Source organism: Sphingobacterium lactis (assembly GCF_011046555.1).
Taxonomy (GTDB): domain Bacteria; phylum Bacteroidota; class Bacteroidia; order Sphingobacteriales; family Sphingobacteriaceae; genus Sphingobacterium; species Sphingobacterium lactis.
The window spans coordinates 3390681-3413353 of the sequence record NZ_CP049246.1; the positions used below are offsets into that span (position 1 = coordinate 3390681).

The window sequence follows — 22673 nt, forward strand, 5'->3', positions numbered from 1 at the left end:
AAGCGGTTACTCTTGGTTGTTTTGCAGCGCAGAAACGATGTCAAAAATGGCGTTGCTGATCTCCTCGACCGATTGGTTACCATCAACAAAGGCAATGTTTTCCTTATCTTCCAACAAGCGGAATGCTTCTTGGTATCGGCTCCGAACTTTCTGCAGGTTGCTGAGGTTCTCGAAAATCTCCAGCGAGCTTCTGTCCTTATTCAAGCGTTCCATACTGATCTCCGGATCGATATCGATGTAGATGTTCACATCCGGTTTCAATAGATTCTGACTGATGGAGTTCGCTTCAATCAGCCAGTTTAAACTGACCTCTTCCGATTGGTAGGCATAGGAGGAAAAATAATAACGATCACAAATAACGGTGTATCCCTCTTCCAATTTTTTGATGATGCCGTTCACGGGGTTCAATAAATGATCGAGGCGATCAGCAACGAACAGCGCTGCAATCGCTCTATTATCCGTAACGACACGTCTGTTAAAAATATTCCGGATTAGGGATCCAATTGGACTATCCGTAGGCTCAAAGGTTGTGTATAGCTTATGACCAGCTTTTGCCAGCTTCTCTTTCAATAATTTTGTCTGGGTGCTCTTCCCGCTCCCATCAATACCTTCAAGAACTATGAATAGATTTTTTTTAGCCATTATTTTGATTTTAGTCAACAAATATAGGGTAAAATAATGCTTTATTTACAGCTATCCAAAAGATTTCGGGCTGCAGGTGGCAATTCTTCCAATACCGTATGGAAACGGTGGAATACCTTTATGTTCCGCTTACTTTCCCTATTTACGCTTGATGATTATCACTATTTACGGTGATGCCAATCAGCGTTGGAACACATTATTCTGGATAATTTTGTCTTGAACAGGACATGGTGATTTCCACATGCATTCCTACACGTAATATCCTCATGATAAAGGCCATCCAATATATGCATGCGCGCAACTGGATTATACTTTCCGTATTGAACTTGCTTATTGTGGGTATATATGGCTTTGTCATGCGCCTAAAATTTTTATTTCCGCTCCCCTTTCTGGATCAGAAGAACCTATTGCATGCGCATTCGCATTTTGCGTTTTCCGGATGGGTGACGCAGGCCATCATGATCTTCATGATCCTGATGGTTTCCGGCATTCGGATCACGGAGCCTATCCCCAGGAAGTATCAAGCAATCCTATTGGCCAATTTGGTGGGCTCCATCGGCATGCTCATCACGTTCACCTGGACAGGATACGCCTTTCTATCCATTGCCTTCTCCTTTTGCACGGTGCTGGTTTCCTATTGGTTTGCCTTTGTGCTGTGGAAGGACCTGAACAGGACCAATCTGCCGCGGGCAATCGGCCTGTTATTCAAGGCCGCACTACTGTACAGTGTATGTAGTTCATTCGGCACCTACGCTTTGGTCGTACTGAAAGTGACTCACCAAATGGACCCCCTGAAACAATTGGCATCGATTTATTTTTATCTGCACTTTCAATACAATGGTTGGTTTCTTTTGGCCTGCCTAGGTCTGGCCAGCTATTGGGTTTTCCTGAAAACAGGCAAAATTTGGCTGTCCGAAAGATTTGCCTGGACCTATGCATTGACGGTCCTGCCGACGTATTTTCTATCCGTCATCTGGTGGAAGAATTTCCCAGAATGGCTCTACGGTTTATTGCTAGCAGCGGTCATACTGCAGATTGGGCTTTGGATCATATTCCTAGTCCGAACGGTACGCACCATCAACGGGAAAAAAGACATTCACTTGCCACATCTGGTAAAAGTGCTCTGGCTGTGCGTTGCCATGGCCATGTGTTTAAAAGTGCTTTTCCAGTTGATATCCATGCATCCTGCCTTGAGCCAATTGGTCTTTGGCTTTCGGCCTTTTGTCGTTGCCTACCTCCATTTGGTCCTTTTGGTCATCATTACCCTGTTCCTCCTTGGCTATGGATGGGTATGCGATGAATTATCCAGGAATCGAACCGTCCGTATGGCCACCTATGGCCTCATAGCGGGTGTCGTGGTAAATGAATTACTGCTGGGCATCCAGGGACTCGCAGGTATTGGCCACTTGGCCATCCCCTATACCCATGAAGGTCTTGCTATCGCGGCATGCTCGATAGTGATCAGCCTAACAGTGATTTTGTACCAACAAAGAAAAAATGCCAGCAAACAGGAAAATAAACCAAAAGTTTTGACAAAATAAATGTAAAAAAGGAGGAATTATCCCCTTTAATTCCCTACTTTTAGTACACAGAAAGTCTATTACCTATCCATTTTACAAGTTTCTTCCCATTTTAATATTTTGTTAATCTTTTTCCACTTTTATTAGCAAAAAAACAAAGCTAACACGCTCTCGCATTATCAATTTTTTACATTAAAAGATTATTCAATAAAGAATTTATATTTCCAATACCATTAAATACATCAATTATATAGCCTGACCTTGTCTGAGGTGCGTTCGAGGTGTGACCGTGATGCATGCGGGGTGAGAGCGTGCCTATAGACACGCTCTCACCCCGCTCTCAGTACGCTCTCACCACGCTCTCACCTCAGACAAGGTCCAGCCTATGATTTGTGAACTTTTTGGCCTGAAAATAGCATAACAACTTATATATCAATATATTAACATTTTAAATTCAACATTTGACAGGGGTACAATTAAGCGTTTAAAAGCAGGTTTAGGTTAGTTGATCTTCACTACCAAACAATTTATTGGTGTTCAACCTGATGTTTGGCTTTCAGCTAAGTTAAATCGTATCCATTATTTATCGGAAAACCTTTTTTTTATCGGATTTTGGTTAGAATATCCTGCTTTTCAATATAAAAATATACGTGTTACACTAATTCACTAAACTTAAATTCACAAATTGTCAATTTTGAACAATTTCAACTCATGAAATTTAACATATACATCAATTGATTAAAAGTACTGTCAATTTTTGACTACAACTTTAATTCTAAACCTAATAAACATGCTTTTCAGATTAAATTTTCCCCTACTTTCACAACAATTTAAGTACACAGGGGTAAAAATCACACAATTATGAAGAATAAATACACGGTCCCGAAAGTGACCATTCACCAGCTCAATCTGGAAAGTGGCATTGCCACTGGTTCCGCCTATATCAATGTCGGCCAGAATCCAGATTATCGACCGGAGGTCGAAGAGTGGAATGACGCGAATCCTGACACCGAAACTTACGGAACTAACTTGTAGCACGATGAAACCAATTTTTAACAAAACCATTCCGTTCGCAATCGTTCTATTCGTCAGCAGTATATTCATGGCTTGCAATAAAGAAAATGGCGACTCATCATCGGGCACCACCCAATTGGTCGTTGAATTAGCGGGTATCACCGATGGTCCAGACAACAATGCCAGTGCAGAAATCAACCCTATTCGCAGCAACCGGATCAAAGCTTCAGCTTCGGGCTCCAGATCAGGCACCTCCAATGGCATTGCCATCGGACAGTTGGCATTGGGCCAGGGTGACGATTTAAGTTATATCAGCGGCTCGAAAACCGTTGGCTACAACAGCCCGGCCACGGCAGAATCCGTATTCGATGAGCAACCGCGCGAGCTGAAAAGCGCAGTAAAAAAAGCGGCTACGACACCAATGGGCACGGACATAAAATACAGGGTGCTTTTCTTCAAAGGAACAGATACCACCCCATTCGCGATCGTAGATGGCGCTGCAGGTGTCAACAGGAATACTGTGGACATCACTCCGGGGAAAATCCCAGGGGTCAATACAGGCACAAATATCCGCTGGGTAGCTTATTCGTATAACTCCAAAAATGCACTCCCACCCTATACGACAACGACTGCGACAAACAATGCGGTCCTCATGAACCCTGTCAGTAGCACCATGCCTGACCTGTTGTACAAATCGGGAACCATAGTAGCAAAATTGGGTGAGAACCGAATCAACCTGACCCTGAGCAGGGTGATGGCCAAAATGCGGATCTCCATTAACCTCAGCGGGGCCGGACGGACGATCGAATCTGCGACAGCCAATATTGCAGCAGGCTCCAGAAACCAAGGCTATTTCAATTTAAATACCGGAAAATTCGAACGGGTGACCAACGCAACATCCGGCCTCAACCTACAGGTGACTTCCACCACCACAGATAAAAAAATCATCACGTTCACCGATTTCTATACCGTGCCGACAGGATACAATGCCATCTATTTCAACTTGACCACATTAACCGTCAAAGGAACGTCGGGCATCATCCAGACCAACCAGAATCCGAAAACCTATACTTTCGATCCGTTGAACAAGCAGCCGAAAGCAGGAAGGACACTCCTAACGGAAATCGCATTCACGGAAAGTCCGTTGGTGCGGTTTGGTCTTGAATATTCCAGGGGATACCTGTATTACGATAAGCATGCAACTACCTACAAGTACAATATGCTGGAAAGCGAGGCAGTGATTTCTGATTATACCACTCCTGAGGGGATGTTGAAATATTATTTCCGGAACAGGAAATTGCTCCCCGTACCGGAAGGAACAGATGATCCGGAGGGCGACCCCTGCCAGAAGGTTAATCCATTGAATTTCTGGATGACGCCGATCAGCTTACGTGCACCGTTCGCCAATGGTGAACCTGTACACGTAGGTCCTTATCCAACGAACAATGGCGACCTGGGTGCCAATACCATGACCGGGGCTGGCGGAAAGCGTTACTGGTACCTTGCTGCCCGCGATGAAAGCGAAATACCAGCCGATCCAGGTCTTTATTCCTACCCTGAGGTTCGACTTTTGGCATTGGGCTACCGCGCGAGCCACACCGCAACAGCACCGTCCGACTTTAAGTCGCCAAGCGACTCACCGGCAGCTCCGGCAGGGCTATACCTGCTGGGCAGGAATGTAGCCATGCAATATAAGATCCTGAAAACAGGATGGAATGGAGACGCATATTTCAACTGGACATCCCTGAATACCCGAAATACCCCATATTCAACACAAGGTTTTCCATTGCGCTGTTCACGGAATTATGATTTTCCGGCAGCACCGCAAAGCCCATTCAACTGGCCAAATTAAGGTTGGGTTCGGAAAATTGTAGATTTTAGTTTTTTTTAGAAAACCCTATTTCTATAGGGTTTTCTTTTTTAGGTAACCTTTAGGTTTTGCTGGTTACTTTCTGGAGGTATCCGGCAATTGTATGGTCAATAGCATACTTACCGCCGCCTGTGAAAACCAAACATAGGGCAATAACCAGAAATAGGATGGCAAGCTCAGCTGAGCCCGTCCCGAAAACACTCCGTCCGCCTGCCAGAACAAACCATTTTGGGAAAAACAGGTAATTGGCTCCCGAACCCTCGTTTAAACTAGAAACAGTCAACCTAATGAGCGGATCATTTTGCATGAGGTGTCCAAAAATAGTAGCGAAGACCATTGTGATCACGATGCCGGCTGAAAAAAGAGGAACTAAAAATCCAACGATTAAAGCTAACCCACCAATGACCTCAAAGAATACAGCCAATACCTGCAGAATTCCGGGGAAGGCATCTCCCATCCATGAGGTTGGATTTCCTAATTTTGGCAGACCATGCAATAAGAGGAACAGACCGGGAACAACTCTCAAAAATAATAGTCCAATGGAAAGCTGAACATTGTACGCAGGGTGTTGATTCCCTGAGATAATCTCGATTAAATCTTTCATATAATTTTTTCAACAAAATAAATGAGTACATTCGTTTCAGACAAGTACATACGAAATTGTAGGGTACTAACAAAAAAGTAAAAAATGAGTTAAAATGAGAAAATCCAATTCAACAAACTCTATAAATAAAGCACAATTGGAAGAAGACTGCGGAATGGCTTATACTATTTCTGTATTAAGTGGCAGATGGAAGCTGAGCATCTTGGCCTATCTGACCAGGACTGAGCGAATGCGGTATAGCGAATTAAAAAAAACCATAACAGGTATTTCCGAACGCATGCTGATAAATCAATTAAGGGAACTAGCCGAAGATGGATTGATTGACAGAATATCTTTCCCCGAAGTGCCGCCAAGGGTGGAATATAAACTTTCCTCCAAAGGGAAATCCTTAACGTACATTCTCAATGAAATGTCGAAATGGGGTAAAAACAACCAAGAATAAGTATAGAATTCCAGTGTCTCAGTTCTGGAACTACAATGAGAAAACCAGAATTAATTCTTCTTGGTCTTTCGGTATTTGGAATCATAGGAACACAAATGACACTGGCATGAGATTTATCGCGAATTTTATTTTTCAAACTAACTAAAATACATTTCCTTTGTAAAAAAATACCAATTGGTATGTAAAATGAAGAAAGCAGAAATTACTCGACTGACTATTTTAGAACATGCATTTGAGCTCATCTATACACAGGGTTATCAAACAACGAGTATCGATGATATCCTGGCACGAACAAAGGTGACCAAAGGTGCATTTTATTACCATTTCAAAAATAAAGATGAAATGGGCATCGCTATTATCCATGAATTGATAAAGCCCAATTTTGAGCATTATTTCATAAAACCATTGGTTCAGGAAAAGGATCCGATGGAGGCACTCTACCAGATGATGCATGATGCTTTATTGAAGAATAAATTCCTGAAAGTGGAATTTGGCTGTCCTGCATCGAATTTAACCATAGAAATGGCTCCTTGGAATGCAAATTTCACCAAAGCTTTGAACGAATTGGCACTCAAATGGAAAATGTGCATGGAAATATGTCTGCAAAAAGGAATCGAACAGCACGTATTTCGAAAAGATATAGATCCGGAACAGGTGGCCATTTTTATCATGTCCGGATATTGGGGCATTCGAAACCTGGGCAAACTCGTAAACTCCACCAAGGTCTATAAAGATTTCCTGAAACAGTTTGAAGCCTATCTGAAATCCTTAAAATAATTTTTTTACCCTAAAACATACCACTTAGTATGTTTTTAAGTTACACCATCAAAACACAATATGCATTATGTATCATTACTTATTAATCGCGCATACCTACATGCGCTGGCTCGTCCTCTTCAGCTTGCTTTTTACCTTGACAAGATTTACCATTCGATCCTTGCAGCGAAAGCCATTCACCAACCTGGATAATCTTGCCAGGCATGGCACAGCCACCATAATTCATCTCCAGTTGATCATTGGCATTGGACTGTTCACCCAGACGCCTTTGAACAAAGTTTTCTGGAATTCAGATCCCCTACCGTTTGAAAACATGGAACTGACCTTCTACAACATTTTCCATCCACTGGTGATGCTATTGGCTACGGTAATCATAAGTATCGGATCAGCGCTGGCCAAGCGAAAGCAAAACGAAGCGGATAAATACAAGACGACGCTCCTTTTCTTCGGCCTGGGACTGTTGCTTATTTTTCTAGCCATTCCCTGGCCATTTTCTCCATTTGCTAATAGACCATTTATACGATAATCATATGCGCATCTCACTAAAATCAACTGTCGGAAGACTTAGACTGCTGGCCATTTTGGAAGGTATCTCCCTCTTGCTCCTTGTCTTTGTCGCTGTGCCCCTCAAGTATCTTTTCCATTACCCGGATTTCGTCAAGGCCCTCGGCCCGATCCATGGAATTCTATTCGTGCTTTTTATTTTCAGCACCATCAACGTAGGCATAGCGCAAAGGTGGTCGTTCAGATCTACCACCTGGAAAGTATTGGTCGCTTGCCTGATCCCTTTTGGAACCTTTTACATCGATCACAGAATATTAAGTAAAATAGCGGAATGATATGCAATGTTTAATCATAGGAAATGACGAAAAAGGAGTGAAATTAAGCCTCGAAGCTGCTGACTACCTATGGAATTCGGGCTGTAAAATCTATTTGAGATCCTATTCCGACCCCATCCATAGCGTAGAAGAAGAAAAGGAGCTGTTAAAAAACACCGATGTTATACTCATTTTTGAAGTCGATAAACCAACTGAAAATAGGCCAGACAATTACCTCGCTAATCTTTCCAAGTTAAAAGAATCCGAAGGTTTAGGCACGTTTTTAAGGGATCTGGAACATCATGTTCAGGGTGATGCTGATTGGCCATTACATCCAAAGCATAAAAAGATTTTCCTATTCGGCAGTGCAGGTGTCCTGGTCAACTTTTCCATAGGGAATAGAAAAATATGCCACCAACCTGTTGTCGATTGGGACTCTTTCCAAAATTTTATCGATAGGTTCAAAATTATCGGACAGCTATGCTAAGCGCAATTGATCGGGAAAAGATGGCTTTTGATTGATCAAATACCTTTTCCCATAGGTTGCCTTTTTTCAAAAGTTTCTCTTTCTATCTTGTACCAATTGGATGGACTTCCGTTGTAATCAAAGGTTTCCGTTAATTCAGGTGGGGTTCTTCTTCCCTCTCATCCATCACCTCTTTCAACGCATTTGTACCGTTTATTGCCGCTGGAAAACCAGCATAAATGGTCATGAGCAACATAATTTCTTTTATTTCTTCTGTAGTAATTCCAATGTTCAATGCTGCATGGATATGGAATTTCAATTGTGGCTTTGCGGTTCCCATTGCGGTTAAAGCGGAGATCGTCGCAATCTGGCGGTACTTTTTACTTAAATTATCCCTTGAAAAAATATCTCCATAACCATATTCCAGGGTAAACTGCACCAATTCGGGGGAGAAATTAGCATACGCATTTTTCAGTCTTTCAACCTGCAAGCTGTCCAATGCCGATAAGGCCTGTGTGCCTTTGGTTAGTCGGTCAGCATTATCGGTTTCGGAGGGTGGATTCCCAATTTCATCCTGAATTCCACGGTGCCGCCTTTCCTCCAGAACCTCCTTGAGTGTATTCATCCCGTTGATGGTACTCGGAAAGCCTGAATAAACAGACATCTGTAAAATCACCTCCTTCACTTCGCTGATCGTGCTCCCCGTATTCAGCGCACCGTTGATATGTACTTTCAATTGTGGCTGGGCGGTACCCATAGCGGTCAATATTGCCACTACAGCGATTTCCTTTGTTTTCAGATCCAGTGTTTCCCTGGTATAGATATCGCCAAATGCGTATGCGACAATAAACTTTCCTAGATCAGGCGAAATATCCGCTAAACTTAGGATGACCTGTTCACCTGCTTCGCCATCAATCTCCTTGAGTTTTTCCCACCCCCTTTTATACCGTTGTGATTCCATGTTTTCTGGATTTGTTTGCGCGCCTGCAGGTAAACTACAGGCAATGAACGCAATAAGGACAGGTAATTTCATTTTTTATGAACAAAATTACTTGGTGGAAACGCGAGATGGTTAGGACTTAATTGAATTTTTTAGGTACTTTTCCCGAAATGCAGAGGGCGAAATCTTGGCTTTATTTTTAAAAATCCGGGAGAAATAGGAAGTATCCGCAAACCCTAACCGAAAGGCAATTTCTGAGGTATTCATAGCAGTGTATAACATCAACCTTTTTGCTTCCGTAATTCTCATGTCCAATTCCAGTTGTTTTGGCGATAAACCCGTTTCATCTTTACAGATTTGGTTCAACATTCGGGAGTCAATTCCCAATTCCGCTGCATATTGGTGGATGGCCAGATTTTTATCAAGATTTTCAGCTATTAACCGCTTAATTTCTGAAAGGGTAGGATTCGAATTATTGACAGGTCCTGCATCAGTTTTGAGCAAGGACAGCAGGTAGGAAATTGCCTGCAACTGGTTATTCCCATTGACCATACGCTTGAAAACCTCTTCGATGAATAGCGTATCTTCCACTTTCAAATCAATGAATGGTGTTGAAAAATCGACATGGAATTGTTTGGCATCTGGAGCATCGATAAGTAGAAAATATCCGCAACTGTCAATGGAATAATGCCAGTTATGGATTTGATTCGGATTTATGGTGAAAATCCTGTTTGGCGTAATTTCATGTTCATCAAAGTCGATTACATTTATTCCCTCTCCTTTCGTGAACCAGACCAGGGAATAAAAATCGTGCCTATGGGGCCATGCAATGGTAGGATCAGGTGTATCCTCAAATACACCGGTAAAATAACCGACAGTTCGATCAGTGTTTGGAATAATATCGTCTATGGAATAATTTTTCATTCAACTATGCCCCCCTTAAAACATGATGCAATTCCAATTTTACATACCCCAATGTACCAATTAGTTTTTATCAATAAAGGATACTTTTAGTTATTACGCTGAAATTGTGGTTATGCGGTTGGGTAAGGGCAGCAAGAATAAAAGAGGAAATGGGATACACCTTTGTGCTCTTTGAGCAATATTTCATGTAATTGGAATCAGCATCTTTTCCTGTTGGAAATACTGCGGAACATACTGACAAATTTTGGTTTTCAATTTTCAAAAATAAAAAACGCTGAGTCCATAATTAATGTCCAAATGAATTGACTTAATTACAAAGAGGGTATTATTCGCACCATATTAGGGATTTTGATTCTATTTTTTAAAATATTAGGTGCCCCGACAGAATGGGGTCAGTTTAGTTTTGTCGGATGCACCTGATAAAGTCTTTAAAATATTAAATGATCGGGACTTTATAAATCATTATAGAGAAGTATAGGATTTATCGAATAGTAGATATCATCCTTTTGTAAAAAGGAATTGGCACTATAACCCGTTTCAAAAAGCGATAAATATATAGTATAAACATGTTTAGCATTAAAAGGAAGATGATTTCCCAAACCTAAACTACTAAAATAGGGCGTGTTTACCACATTCATTAATTGTTCGTTTGTATTAGAATCATAAAAACTAAGATAATAAATCTCAGCAGTTACGGGGGGCTCAATTTCCGCTCTTTTTACAATATTGAATTCTTCTTCTCCAATATTACGACCAACGTTTCTTATCGTGTCCACAGGAATATAAATATATCTACGACCTTGTTGGTAGCGTAAATTCATTACTATATTTATTTTCTCCTGAGGAAGAAACTCTTTGAGATAGTTGGCAATTTTAATTTTCATAAAGCCCTCGGGAGCTGCCTCTTCATCATCTTGTCCATTCGGATCTAATATAGCAATTGGATCATCTACGGTAGGTTGAAATAAGGTGAATTTTTCAACATTTGCCGTATCGATATTTATTGTTTTTTCTAATAACACTTTCCCACTTCGGTTGTCATAAAACTCAAATCTACTTTCACCCTGTGGTACTCGAACACGTCCAGCAATACCTTGATGGAAATCAATAGTATTTCCATTGTATTTTACCTTTAAATAGTCAGATATGGCTGTTTTACTTATGTCAAAGTGTACCTCTCCAAATGGAGTGATATTATCTTCGTAATCTAGCTTTTTACAGGAAAACATTGTTGTAAAAAGTGTAAGGATTAATATATAATTGATAAATCTTATCATTGTTTCCAAAATAGCTTCTTTGTATTAATTTAAAGAAGAGTTTTAAGAAAACTGATCTCACTTTTCTTAAAACTCTTCAATTCAATCTAATGTTAATTGTTTTTTTGGATCTAATTATTTACAACAAAAACCTGGTGCAAAATTAGTCCAGCCATAGGTCCAGAACGAAGATGGTGTGGAGGGGTCAACTACGTTAGGATCAAAAGCTCCTTTATAAGTTGCTGATGTGCCATCAGCAGGAGAATCCAACTCTGGGATTAAGCCCGCTACATTATAAGTAGTTCCACAACTTAGGAATGGTGTTACTCCACCACCTAATTGCAAATAACTGTTTGTAGTTGCATTTACACCTGTAACATTTCCTGCAGGAGTAGCTCCAAGAAAGATTGAAGCAGGTGTAAATCCGTGTACAACATTATTCGTAAAACCTGATGCTGCTGCGATTGTAGCAGGACTCTCAAATAATGCAGCACTATTAGGGAATCCCCCAATAATAGATTTTTGGATATTTACGCCCGAACCTCTTCTCCAACGACTACCGTTTCTCAATTTCGGTGAACTAGTGTTATAGCCCAACAAAGTAAAGTTTCGGAGAACAGGGGCTGTTAGTGGAGTAGTACCTGTTCCTGTTCCATCATTATCCGATTCGATGCCATTAGAATCTGAGTTACCACTACTTGTACTGTTCGTAGTGCCTGGATCTTTCAAACCAATAGCATAATTAATAGTACCTGTGTATCCAAAGTCAAAATCGAAATCATCATCATCAGTACCGATAGCCACCAAGTGATCCGCATTTACCGTACCGCCAAAGAACTCAAATGCGTCATCAGCAGAGTAGGATACCTGAATATGGGATAATGTGGTACCACTACCTACACCGCCTAAAGTAAGTCCATTGATTTCATTGTCTGGTGCCAATTTATAGCCAGGAAATTCGATACGAACGTACTTTAGACTTCCGGAATTGTCGTTAGCGATATTGTTTCCTGAACCTCCGAAGGTAATATCCGTACCTGTTGGTTTAGGAATACCTTCGATACGAACGGCGGACTCACGATTTGTTGGAGCTTTACCCAAAAGTACAATACCACCGAAAGCACCTGCATTGCTACAACCAGTACCGCAGCCTCCTGCACTAGGCGAAGTAAAAACAATTGGTGCAGTCGCTGTACCATTAGCAATCAACTTCCCACCTTTGGCTACGACCAATACACCAGCTAAATTCTGCGGACCGTAGGTGGGATCATTATAGGATTTGGTTCTACCCGTAATGATTGTTGTACCTGCCTCAATGGTCAACGTCTGACCTTCTTTCACGTAACCGACCCCGTTCAACTTCCACAGTTTATTCTTGGTCAACGTGGTAGCTGTGATGATGCCGTTTGCATCGACCGGAATAGAAACAGTATCTGCACAGGTTAATGTTGCCAAGGTACCAGCTGAAGTGGCTTGTTCGTAGTTGGCTACTTCGACCGATTTCTTTTCACAACTCGTAACTCCCATTACAAGTCCAGAACCTATTAGACCCGCAGCCATTACAAACTTTGCTTGTTGTAATTTTCTTGCTGCCCAATTTTTTGCGCGACTTACTTTTTGTCGCACTACTGTTACGAAATTATTTTTTTTATCCATAACTTTGTCAATTAAAATGTTGTAAATTTTTTTTTCATATAGGGTGTTGAACATGTAATGTTCACGCCCTTTTTCATTCGGGTTAATTTGCCAGCACTATCTGTTTTGATCCTCCTTTCTTTTGATTGAACACTAACTAAAAATTTCTTATTAAAAATTATAGGTGAATGATAATGTCATGTTTTTCCCCGTTTTTGCCCGATAGATTGCACGGTCTCCTTTTTCCGGTTCATAAGCTGTACTGTGGTTCGCTTTCAGTTTCCAACCTATGTGCTGCCCACTCTCACTTTTTATACTCTCGTATGCATCTGTATTTCTATAGAAGATGCTATACTCATCCAACAAGTTTCTGGCATTGAATTTAATCTCTGCTTTTCGCTTCCAGACGCGTGCACTTAATTGGATATCCAGCATATTTCGACCGTTCTCATATTCTATTAGCATCGGAGCTAAATTGATGGTGTTGCTCCGAGGACCGGACCGGTTGTAGGTCGCCGTGACACCAAAGATGGCATCCTGATAGGCCATACCTGCGTTTACAATCCACGGGGCCTGCCCGTACAGCGGCCGGTCAAGATTCGGCTCACGTTTTTGTTCAAAGTTATCCCCGGGCAGGGGTTGGGTTTGTGCTTCCACCATTGATTTCAATATTGTTCCGTTACCGAATAGTGTCAGATTGTGCAGCCAAGGCTTATCGGCGATAAAACCTAGGGATTTGCGGATCTCTATTTCGACACCATAGTTTTTTGCCGCGTATTGGTTCTGGAAACGATAATAACCATCCTGGGCGAACACCAATTCAATCGGATCTTTCATTTTCTTATAAAATCCTGATACAGAAATAATTTCCCCGGCTGTTGGATAAAACTCAAACCGCAGATCAAAGTTGTCAACGATGGTGGACACCAACTGGCGACCTGATATATTGGCGTCCAGTTCATAATCATAGAAACCAAAGTAAGCTGTTTCCCTGAAATCGGGGCGAATGGCAGTTTTACTGTATGCCGCGCGTAAATTCATTTTTGAGGTTAGGCTATAGGTCAAGTTGACCGATGGCAGCAATCGCCAATCTTTCTCCCCGGTTGTGGAAAATTCAGCCCAGTTGTCATCAATCTCGCCGAAATTACGTTTAATATATTCCTCCTGCCTGTTCGCTAAATTGTAATGTTCTGCTCTTACGCCATAGACAAGACGCAGCTTTTCAAAGAAACGCTGGTCGAGCATAATATAGGGCGCATGTGTCCGCATGGTACCATCAAACGTGGGACCATTGATATCTTCTGCCCAATAATAAGCCTGCCCTCGCCCTGCACCAACACGATCAGCAGATAGTAAATCGGCATACCGTCCCTCGATCGGGTTGTTGTTATCTGAGAAACTGGTATAGGGAATCACTTTGGTTATGCGCAGGGTACGGTGTTTGTCCCACCCGCTATAGCCGATCTTGGCCGTATTTTTTATCGAGGTTCCCAACATAAAATCCTTGGTGAAAAACACGCCCCAATTATAATCGGTCTCTTTCACATCCGTCCACATCCGGTAATCATAATTATCACCCAGCTCAGCCGGAGTATAAATATTTGGTCTCTGGAAATAGTCCACCCCTCCAATTGAAGCTGAAAGCATGTATTTTAACCGGCGCTGATCCTGCACCTGCTGCCCGATACGGGTCAGCCCTAAGGTGTAGCCCATCTTGATACCACCTTGGCCCAACAGGTTTTCCCCTTCCAGTTTGTGCTGCAACACCCACGTTACCTGGGGGTCCTGAAATTGTTCACGGAATTTGATTGGATTGCTTGTGCCGTAAGCGATGCGGATTGCTTCATTGAAATTATCATCCAAGATACGGGAGTACATGTTTTTCAGGGCAACCTTAAAAGTTCTACCCTGTAATCCTAAATTCAATGCCGCGCCAATGGTGCTATTGAAACGATACGATAGACCTGGACCATTTTCGGTACTGTCCATGTAATTCACCGTAGTTTCGGCGTAGGCTCCCCTTACATTATTGAATTTGACAATCGACTGTTGATTACGGTATATCGCTCCTCCGGAGAAACCAAAACGGAGTTCGTTATTAAGATCGTAAACTCTCCCTAGCGCAAAACGGCCGTTTTGAAATGGTACTGCTTTATATCGGCTCACGATGAGGCCGTTAGGATCAATCCTTTTGCTTTGTGCAATGGCATCAAAGCTGGTGTAGGCCACGCCCGACCCCGGAATAAGTTCCAGATCTTGTGGCATATTTGCTGGATAATCACCATTTGGACCAAGTGGAGGGGTATTTACACCGGTACGCCAGTACCAGGATTGCAAGCCCTCAGGCTCCTTACGTTTCGAATTGTTCAGCGCAAAGTAGTCTCCTCCTACCCGTTCGCCGAGCATCAAAAAGTCTTTACCTGTACTCTGTGTATTCAAACCCGACCCGATGGAGATCATCGTAAAGTTTTCCGCCGGTATATCCATCGTATTGACTGAAACCTGTCCGCCACTGAACTCCGCCGGCATATCCGGTGTTGCGGTCTTGTTGACCACGACATTGCTCACCAGCTCCTGGGGAATCACATCAAAGGAAAAATTACGGCGGTTCATGTTTGTACTCGGAAGCGTTACGCCATCGATCATCGCTTGATTGTATCGATCGCTCAATCCGCGAACCACCACATATTTGTTATTTACGGTGGTCACGCCGCTTACCCTTTTCAATACCTGCCCCAAGTTATTGTCGGGTGTACGGGCAATCTGCTCGGAAGAGATACCGTCCGTCACCGATGCTGCATTTTTCTGTTGGACATATAATCCTGCAGTACTTTCCTTTTTGAAGCTTCCCGTCACGACCACCTGCTCCAGGGCGCTGGTTTTCGGATTCATGACGATATTGAGCGATGTCAACTGTCCGGATTTGACTTCGACCTGCGTCACGCGCTTGGTCTGGTAGGCCAGGTAGCTGACCTCTACCGTATAGCTACCCGGCATGAGGGTCAAGCTATAGGATCCGTCCACACTGCTCTGCATCGCCTGATTGTTCTGGATTATTTTTACTGTGGCGCCGATCAGGACCTCGCCGCGGTCATCAATGATCTTGCCACCGATACGTCCCGGTTGCTGACGCGCTGCAACCGCCGTTTTTACGGATGCCTGTTTCTGTTCTCTAGGTTTAGCGTACTTCACTGCTACATTTTTACCCTTGACAGTGAAGTCGAAGCCTTTGCGGTCCAAGGCTGCAAGAACCTCACCCAATGTTTTCTTTTCGTAACGGATGTCTTCCACGATGACCTGTCCGATGGAAGTACCATAATAGAATTCATAACCTGTTTGTTTGTTCAGTTCTCCGAACAGCGATGCGGCATTGACCTTCGTACGGACGATGTTGACCGGCGACCCTAACTTACTGTATGCCTGCGCGTAGAGGGTTGAGGAGGCCAGCAAGAGCAGCACGTACATGATGCTTGGCTTAAATAGGTTTTGGACAGTATTTTTTAATATACCCGTTAGGATAAGTACATAGAATTGCATATTTTCGTAAGGTTTTTACAAATTTTTGTTTTTAAAAATCAAGATTTATCAATGCGGTCCATCCGCTTTTTTAGAGTGCCGTTTTTGCCGAACGGCACTTTTCTGTTGTAAGCTATCGTTGTTTTTTATCTATTGCTCTGCATAATTTTATAAGTTAAACTGTCTGTTTTGGTAAATTTTAGATCATAAGTATTGGAAAGGATAAAGAATATGTCCTCGATCTTCTTATCCTTGAAATTTCCGTTGATATTTTCCAATTCGGTGTTTTTTCGGTCCGTTAAAATGGAGATCCCATACCATACACCGATCCTGTACAAGGCTTCTTCGAACGGTACGTCCTTGAAGTCCAACCCCTTTGCAATTGGATTTCCGTAATCATGGTTAAAGTCACTCAAAATCACCTTGCCAGCCACAAATTCAAAGGCCTTGCCCGGCGTCAGTTTTACAGGCGCTAGGTTTGTCCCTTCATTTACAGATGCTACGGCTACTTGTCCGGTGTAGAGGTTCACCTTTTCACGCTTCAGGAACGGATCATACTGAACCGTAAAAGAAGTCCCCAATGCGGTGGTCTGTAATTCACCGGACACCACCCGGAATGGATGCTGCGGATCCTTCACCACCTCAAAGAACGCTTCCCCTTTGTCCAGAAATATCTTGCGTTCCTCTTTAGCATATGCTTCTGGGTAGCGCAGTACAGTTCCCGGAGAAAGCGTTGCAATTGAACTGTCTGGTAGGACTAAGGTCTTTACTTCCCCTTGAGCCGCCTCAATGGTGACATAGGTAGCATCGTCGGTAAAGAAAAGACGTGTGCTCGATTTGCTGAAGCCAAAATACACCAGGAAGATGGCGGCCATGGAAGCTGCGACGAGGTACATTGTGCGGATCTGCTTCTTGTAGCTTATTCTCCCGTTAAATGATTTTTTATAACGTGCCAGCGATGCTTCCATTTCAGGAGTTGTCTCCACATCTTCGGACATATCCAGTTCAGAAGCACGGTCATCAGCATATTCCGTCTCCCCCTGTTCGTTCATGCGCCATAGCTCCATCTTTTCCGCTTGGGAAAGGGATCCGTTTTCAAATTTATTTAGCAGTTCTTTTCTTCTATTATTGTCCATCTTCAATTTCTAATTCGTAGCCCCGATACGTGTTTGACTTTCGTTGTGGGCTTCTATTTATATAGACTGAAAAAACGAGGGTCAAGGTCTGCTTGAAATGTCATGCCTTTTTTAGGGATGGCATTTTTTTAGAAAAAAATGGAAATGGAGAGGAATGGGAGTTTAGCAAATTTTATTTTTATCGAACTGATATTCAATGATTTGATTATTAAAAAACACATTTTAAGTCCTTAATTTTTGGGTAAAATCTGCTATATTAACTTTCTGTAAAACATGTTAAGTTTTCATGAACTCGTATTTTTCTAATGATTTTCGCTCGGTCCAACTATCTTCCGTCAGGTCGTTCAGTCTCCTTTTTTAGCCAATGCATCTTCCATACCTTACGGAAGAAGTGACCCTTCTGCTACCCTTGCGATTGCTTACCTTCAGATACTTCACGAATTGCTAAATCTGTTTATAGGATACTTGGGTAACATCGCACCCCAGCTACACGCCATGTGCAGAAAGACCTTGTTGCCTAGTTGTAAAAAGTTCTGTAGGAAAACCGATATTTATAGGTAATGGGGCGATTGGGGAAATCACCGGTTGTTATCGGAGCATGTTAGGCGGAGGACGGTCATTTTTTGATGCCCTACCTCTATAGCCAATGGGTATATGGAGATTCCTTACATCTCAGCTATTTTTTTCTTTGCTTTGACCAGGTGGTCCTTTACCGTCGCTTTACTGATGGACAGCGCCTTGGCGATCTCATCGTAACTCATGCCATGCATGCGTGACATCAGGAATACCTGGCAACGTTTTTTTGGGAGTACATGGGCCAACTTATTCACCAGGTAAGCCATATCCAGCTGTGCGTTGAGTGCATCCTGACCGCCCGTCTGTTCTTCGCTCTGTCGGTATTCTGACAGATACTCGGCCATTTGCCTACGTTCTTTTTCGGTCTCCCGCTGCCAGTCCAGAAAAATAGAATAGGAAATCTGGCGGAGGTAAGCGGCCAGGTCGGTATCGATCCTGTCCCGGTATTTCCACAATCGATCAAAGGCATCGTTCGTCAGTTCATCGGCAATCTCATGACGGTCGGTCTTCTTTTTAAAATATAGCCAGATATTCTTGTAATACCTGTCGACAACGCGATTGAACGCTCTTACATCTCCTCTACTGAGTTCTTCCGCCGTGTAAATATCTATGCTTTCCATATTTTAGTTTTAGGTTGTATTAGCTATACCTTTTGAGTTTGGTCCGTTTACATTCGATTAACACTGTTTCTTATACTGATGATCTTATGGTTTGACAATCATGTTGGCTTTTTGGTCTGCAGCTTCCCGTGAATCGTACAAGATGCGCGGAATTTCCTCTAGGGTTGCCTTCCTGCTACTTGCTCTATTTGATTGTCCGGAGATTCTTGTGCGTGCTTCGCTGATCAGCGGGTCGTTTGGATCGCCAAGAGGCATTAAAGGCGCACGGAGCTCCTGCCTGATGACATCCGGCACCAGGCCATGCGGATAGTCGCCCTCCCCACGGCCATTGTAGAGCTTGAACACCATAGGCTCGATGCTCCATGCATTGTTCTTGCCGGTATTGTTGTCCTTTATGCTGAATGACGCCATGTCCTTGCCCAGCGTTGTTTCTCCGATCTGTACAACATCCGTCCACGGACGGAGGGCTTTGATCAGAAATTCGGCTGACGAACCGGTATGCCTGCCGGTCAGCATAAAGACCCGATCTAACGATAGACGCATCTGCTCGATCTCCGAAAAAGTGAACGGTGTCCCGCTGTAGGTTTTGGCTATCGTTCGGGCAAACGTCTCCTTGCGTGTGCCAGCTCGGCTATTGCCCCGGTATTCCAGGAATACATCCGTTTCTTTCACTTTCGACAGCACGGCAGCTAGCGCCGCACATACCCCGACATCACCCCCAGCATTGTAGCGGAGGTCAAGGATCAATTCAGTGGCTCCAGCCTGTTTGAATGCCATGAACGCCTGTTGCAGATGCTGCCGATATCGGCCATCAAAGGAATTGTAGAACAGATAGGCCGTCGGTTTCGATTCACCCTCAAATATCTTGTACACGTATACCGAATTTTCGGACATGGTCATCGCAGGGATTATGACCGTACCCAGGTCTTCGATGTCAAGCGTGATGCTCCGCTGGGCGACCGATGTACGGATGAGTGCCTGCACATTGCTTTCGTTCGGTATGGTGCCGTTTATCTTGGTGATGGTCTGCCCACGCTGCAACCCGCTGCCCGCTGCAACGGAGTTGGGAACAACCAGTGCGACCGTCGCCTGTGCACCGGAATCTGAACGCTCGTAGAGGATCAGCTCAAAGCCAAACTGCTGTACCGGCGAAGGATAATAACTCGTGGGAATCGAAGGATTGTAAATCCTCGAAAACCGGTCCTGCGGATTTTTGAGCGTGGCAAAAAATTCCAACGGCGGTTTGGAAAGGTCGGGATTTTTGGGAAGGCCGCTGTTCCAATAGTAATAGACCTGCATGCTGTCCAGTAGCCAATCATTGATATATTCATCCGAACCCGCCGGATAATCAGGCTCCGGTCCGTCCTTTTTACAGGCAGAAAAGAGCAGAAGAGTTAGCCAAACGGTGTATTTTAGGTGAAATCTACAACCGAAGTCCATGGATGTAAAATAATTTCATACACAAAGCTAATGATGTAAGGTAAACTGAATGTTAAATTTATTTTTCCTCTGGATTTCGCTTTGGATTTTTTTTGGCGTGGGTTTCGTGGAAATGAAATGGGTATTGTTTCTGTAGAGATACAGAATTAAGCTGTTTTCGGGACCGGTTTGAATAATGAAGGTATGCTTGTTAGCAGATTTCATGGTTGGTTTTATCTGGTGCTAAAATAGTTACACCCCGCTGGGGTTGCATGGGTTGGTTTTACCTGACGCTAAAATAGTTAAACCCCGTTGCGGTTGCAGGGGCTGGTTTTATCTGGCGCTAAAATAGTTACACCCCGCTGGGGTTGCATGGGTTGGTTTTCCTGATGGTAAGATAGTTTCACTAAAACTTCTGAACATGATCCATGATTCCCACCCTTCCTGGCCACCATAGGTCTAAGTACTAAATACTAACTACTAAATACAAAAAAGCAACTCTTTTGGAGTTGCTTTTTTCTGTAGTACCATTAGTTCAAAACAAGCGTCGTTTACTTGAAAATTTCCTGAGCCCTTTAATTATACTTTCATTTTTGATGGAGATCAGTCACTATCGGAAGTTGTTAATTTTGTGTTAAACTCAAATATGTTAAAGCAAAATAGTTGCGACTATGGTGAAAAGGTTGGTATATTCGAGTTAATAAACCGTATAAAAATAGTTAACTCATAAATGAAATCATTATTAATTCTTGCATTATCATACATTTTAGGTTGTTCTACAGTTTTTTCACAAAAAATTGAACTACAAAAAATAGATAGTTTTGTTAATTATATTGAACAAAACAATAGAGGCATTGGTAGCATTTCAATTTTTAATGATGGAAGAGAAATTTATAACAGAAGTTTTGGACAATCAAAACTATTAGATATTCAATATAACGCTGATACAAAATATCAAATAGGTTCAATAACTAAACTTGTTACTGCAACGTTAATATTCAAGCTTATTGAAGATGGGAAGCTAAGATTAGACGATCCCATATCAAAATTTTATCCTAATATCCCAAATTCTAATGATATTAAAATTAAAAATCTGATGAATCATTCTAGCGGATTGGGTGACTTTTTAGAAAAAAAGGATAATACGAGTTGGCTAACTGAAAAAGTAAGTCAGGATGAAATTTTTGATGAAATAGTCAGTCAGGGTGTTTTATTTCAACCTAATGAAAAAACTGAATATTCAAATACTGGATATTTTCTTTTAGCACGAATCGTAGAAAAACTATATGATGATGATTATGCTACAATAGTAGCAGAAAAGATTGCCAATCCATTAAATCTTAAAAATTTTGCTTCTTTAACACCTTCAACATCAAACATATTTCCTTCTTATGAGTATACTGACAAATGGGAAAAAGTAAAAGATCTGGAGTTTTCAAATGTTATCGGAATTGGTGATATTGTTTCTACGGCAAAAGATTTAAATACATTTCTTTACAATTTAAGTCATTATAAGATTTTGCAAAAGGAAAGTATTGAAAAAATGAAGCCAAATTTGGAGAGGGATGAAGAATTTGGAATGGGGCTGATGGCCATTCCTTTTTATGAACATGTATCATTTGGACACGTAGGTGATACTTACGGCACGCATTCCATAGTGTCTTATAATGAAAACGATCATTTGGGGTTTAGCTTTGCTTATAATGGAGAACGCGTCCCTCATAACGATATCTTAATTGGAATCTTGAGTATCATTTACGGCAAAAATTACAAATATCCAGATTTTAATACCATTATCACAGAATCTGAAGAATTAGATAAATTTGTTGGGACTTATTCAAGTCCAGACTTGCCCTTAAAATTCATTATAAGAAAAGAGGGTAATGAATTATTTGGTCAAGCTACAGGGCAATCGTCATTTCCCTTGGAGTGTTACGATGAAAATAAATTTAAGAATGACCAAGCGGAATTGAAGCTTATATTCAAACCAATGGAAAATAAAATGATATTAAATCAGGATGGAGAGAAAATAGAGATGAAGAGAGAATAAATGAATTGGATCGTTTTAAAAACTATATTAAAAGTTAGGATATTTTGCCCAACCCTTTTCTAGGTCGTTAATAATTCTATTGCTTTAATTTTTTATACTATTAATTGCTACCATTTATTAGACTATAGTCGCTTCACATAGGTCCGACGAAATACCATTTTGAATGATTTAGATGCATCCGTCCTTCGCTCTTAAGTCTGTTGAATTCTTGAATTTATGATAGAGATCTTTAGGATTTATATGGTTTATGGACCATATACTGTGCAATGTATGTTTCAACCTTTGGAACAGATTAAAAATTCAATTTGATCTTTCCTACATAAATCGAACCCTTCCCGACCCTGCTGTTCGACCCTAAAGGACACAAAAAAAGCAACTCTTGTGGAGTTGCTTTATTCTGTGATCCCGCTGGGATTGGATCAGCCCCGCGAGTCCCGCACGCTATCCC

General features: G+C 42.1%; 19 protein-coding genes. 9 read left to right on the forward strand and 10 right to left on the reverse strand.

What is annotated here, in order from left to right:
* Positions 1 to 6: 6 nt before the first annotated feature.
* The gene (gene tmk, locus G6N79_RS14825; RefSeq protein WP_103905986.1) at positions 7 to 642 is read right to left on the reverse strand and encodes a dTMP kinase; all 636 of its coding nucleotides are present in this window, start codon (positions 640 to 642) and stop codon (positions 7 to 9) included.
* 266 nt (positions 643 to 908) lie between these two features.
* Here tmk and G6N79_RS14830 point away from each other — a divergent pair, with 266 nt between their 5' ends.
* The 3 genes from G6N79_RS14830 (at position 909) to G6N79_RS14840 (ending at position 5028) form a co-directional block, all read left to right on the forward strand.
* Entirely contained in the window at positions 909 to 2183 is a 1275-nt protein-coding gene (locus G6N79_RS14830) for a hypothetical protein (protein ID WP_146060604.1), read from the forward strand.
* Between the two features lie 840 nt (positions 2184 to 3023).
* Positions 3024 to 3197, forward strand: coding sequence for a hypothetical protein (locus G6N79_RS14835; protein WP_160003698.1), 174 nt, complete (start codon positions 3024 to 3026; stop codon positions 3195 to 3197).
* Between the two features lie 4 nt (positions 3198 to 3201).
* On the forward strand, positions 3202 to 5028 hold the full coding sequence (locus G6N79_RS14840) for a hypothetical protein (protein ID WP_103905988.1): 1827 nt from the start codon (positions 3202 to 3204) through the stop codon (positions 5026 to 5028).
* A 79-nt stretch (positions 5029 to 5107) separates the two neighbouring features.
* Here G6N79_RS14840 and G6N79_RS14845 read toward each other — a convergent pair whose 3' ends face one another.
* Entirely contained in the window at positions 5108 to 5650 is a 543-nt protein-coding gene (locus tag G6N79_RS14845) for a DoxX family protein (protein WP_103905989.1), read from the reverse strand.
* Positions 5651 to 5744: 94 nt separating this feature from the next.
* Here G6N79_RS14845 and G6N79_RS14850 point away from each other — a divergent pair, with 94 nt between their 5' ends.
* The 5 genes from G6N79_RS14850 (at position 5745) to G6N79_RS14870 (ending at position 8174) form a co-directional block, all read left to right on the forward strand.
* The gene (locus tag G6N79_RS14850; protein WP_103905990.1) at positions 5745 to 6092 is read left to right on the forward strand and encodes a winged helix-turn-helix transcriptional regulator; all 348 of its coding nucleotides are present in this window, start codon (positions 5745 to 5747) and stop codon (positions 6090 to 6092) included.
* A gap of 186 nt (positions 6093 to 6278) precedes the next feature.
* Entirely contained in the window at positions 6279 to 6869 is a 591-nt protein-coding gene (locus tag G6N79_RS14855) for a TetR/AcrR family transcriptional regulator (protein WP_103905991.1), read from the forward strand.
* A 67-nt stretch (positions 6870 to 6936) separates the two neighbouring features.
* Entirely contained in the window at positions 6937 to 7395 is a 459-nt protein-coding gene (locus G6N79_RS14860) for a hypothetical protein (RefSeq protein WP_103905992.1), read from the forward strand.
* Positions 7396 to 7399: 4 nt separating this feature from the next.
* Complete coding sequence (locus G6N79_RS14865; RefSeq protein WP_103905993.1) at positions 7400 to 7708, forward strand: DUF3817 domain-containing protein; 309 nt, start codon at positions 7400 to 7402, stop codon at positions 7706 to 7708.
* Between the two features lies 1 nt (position 7709).
* A complete protein-coding gene (locus G6N79_RS14870) occupies positions 7710 to 8174 on the forward strand; it encodes a hypothetical protein (protein WP_103905994.1) in 465 nt (154 codons plus the stop codon).
* A 130-nt stretch (positions 8175 to 8304) separates the two neighbouring features.
* Here the strand turns inward: G6N79_RS14870 and G6N79_RS14875 are convergent, their stop codons facing one another.
* From G6N79_RS14875 to G6N79_RS14910, 8 genes are all read right to left on the reverse strand, one after another.
* Positions 8305 to 9186: a carboxymuconolactone decarboxylase family protein gene (locus G6N79_RS14875; protein WP_200818774.1), complete on the reverse strand. Its 882-nt coding sequence runs from the start codon at positions 9184 to 9186 to the stop codon at positions 8305 to 8307.
* A gap of 39 nt (positions 9187 to 9225) precedes the next feature.
* Positions 9226 to 10017, reverse strand: a complete 792-nt coding sequence (locus tag G6N79_RS14880; protein ID WP_103905995.1) for a helix-turn-helix domain-containing protein — start codon at positions 10015 to 10017, stop codon at positions 9226 to 9228.
* Between the two features lie 452 nt (positions 10018 to 10469).
* Positions 10470 to 11294: a hypothetical protein gene (locus G6N79_RS14885; RefSeq protein WP_103905996.1), complete on the reverse strand. Its 825-nt coding sequence runs from the start codon at positions 11292 to 11294 to the stop codon at positions 10470 to 10472.
* Positions 11295 to 11408: 114 nt separating this feature from the next.
* Positions 11409 to 12800, reverse strand: a complete 1392-nt coding sequence (locus G6N79_RS14890; protein ID WP_146060605.1) for a hypothetical protein — start codon at positions 12798 to 12800, stop codon at positions 11409 to 11411.
* 279 nt (positions 12801 to 13079) lie between these two features.
* Positions 13080 to 16445 carry a TonB-dependent receptor gene (locus tag G6N79_RS14895; RefSeq protein WP_103905998.1) on the reverse strand — a complete coding sequence of 1122 codons (3366 nt, stop codon included), beginning with the start codon at positions 16443 to 16445 and terminating at the stop codon, positions 13080 to 13082.
* A 125-nt stretch (positions 16446 to 16570) separates the two neighbouring features.
* Positions 16571 to 17560 (reverse strand): FecR family protein, encoded by a 990-nt coding sequence (locus G6N79_RS14900; protein ID WP_103905999.1) that lies wholly within the window; start codon positions 17558 to 17560, stop codon positions 16571 to 16573.
* Positions 17561 to 18225: 665 nt separating this feature from the next.
* Positions 18226 to 18756: an RNA polymerase sigma factor gene (locus tag G6N79_RS14905; protein WP_103906000.1), complete on the reverse strand. Its 531-nt coding sequence runs from the start codon at positions 18754 to 18756 to the stop codon at positions 18226 to 18228.
* Positions 18757 to 18840: 84 nt separating this feature from the next.
* Positions 18841 to 20196, reverse strand: coding sequence for a S41 family peptidase (locus G6N79_RS14910; protein WP_103906001.1), 1356 nt, complete (start codon positions 20194 to 20196; stop codon positions 18841 to 18843).
* A gap of 709 nt (positions 20197 to 20905) precedes the next feature.
* Here G6N79_RS14910 and G6N79_RS14915 point away from each other — a divergent pair.
* Complete coding sequence (locus G6N79_RS14915) at positions 20906 to 22225, forward strand: serine hydrolase domain-containing protein (protein WP_103906002.1); 1320 nt, start codon at positions 20906 to 20908, stop codon at positions 22223 to 22225.
* Positions 22226 to 22673 lie beyond the last annotated feature (448 nt).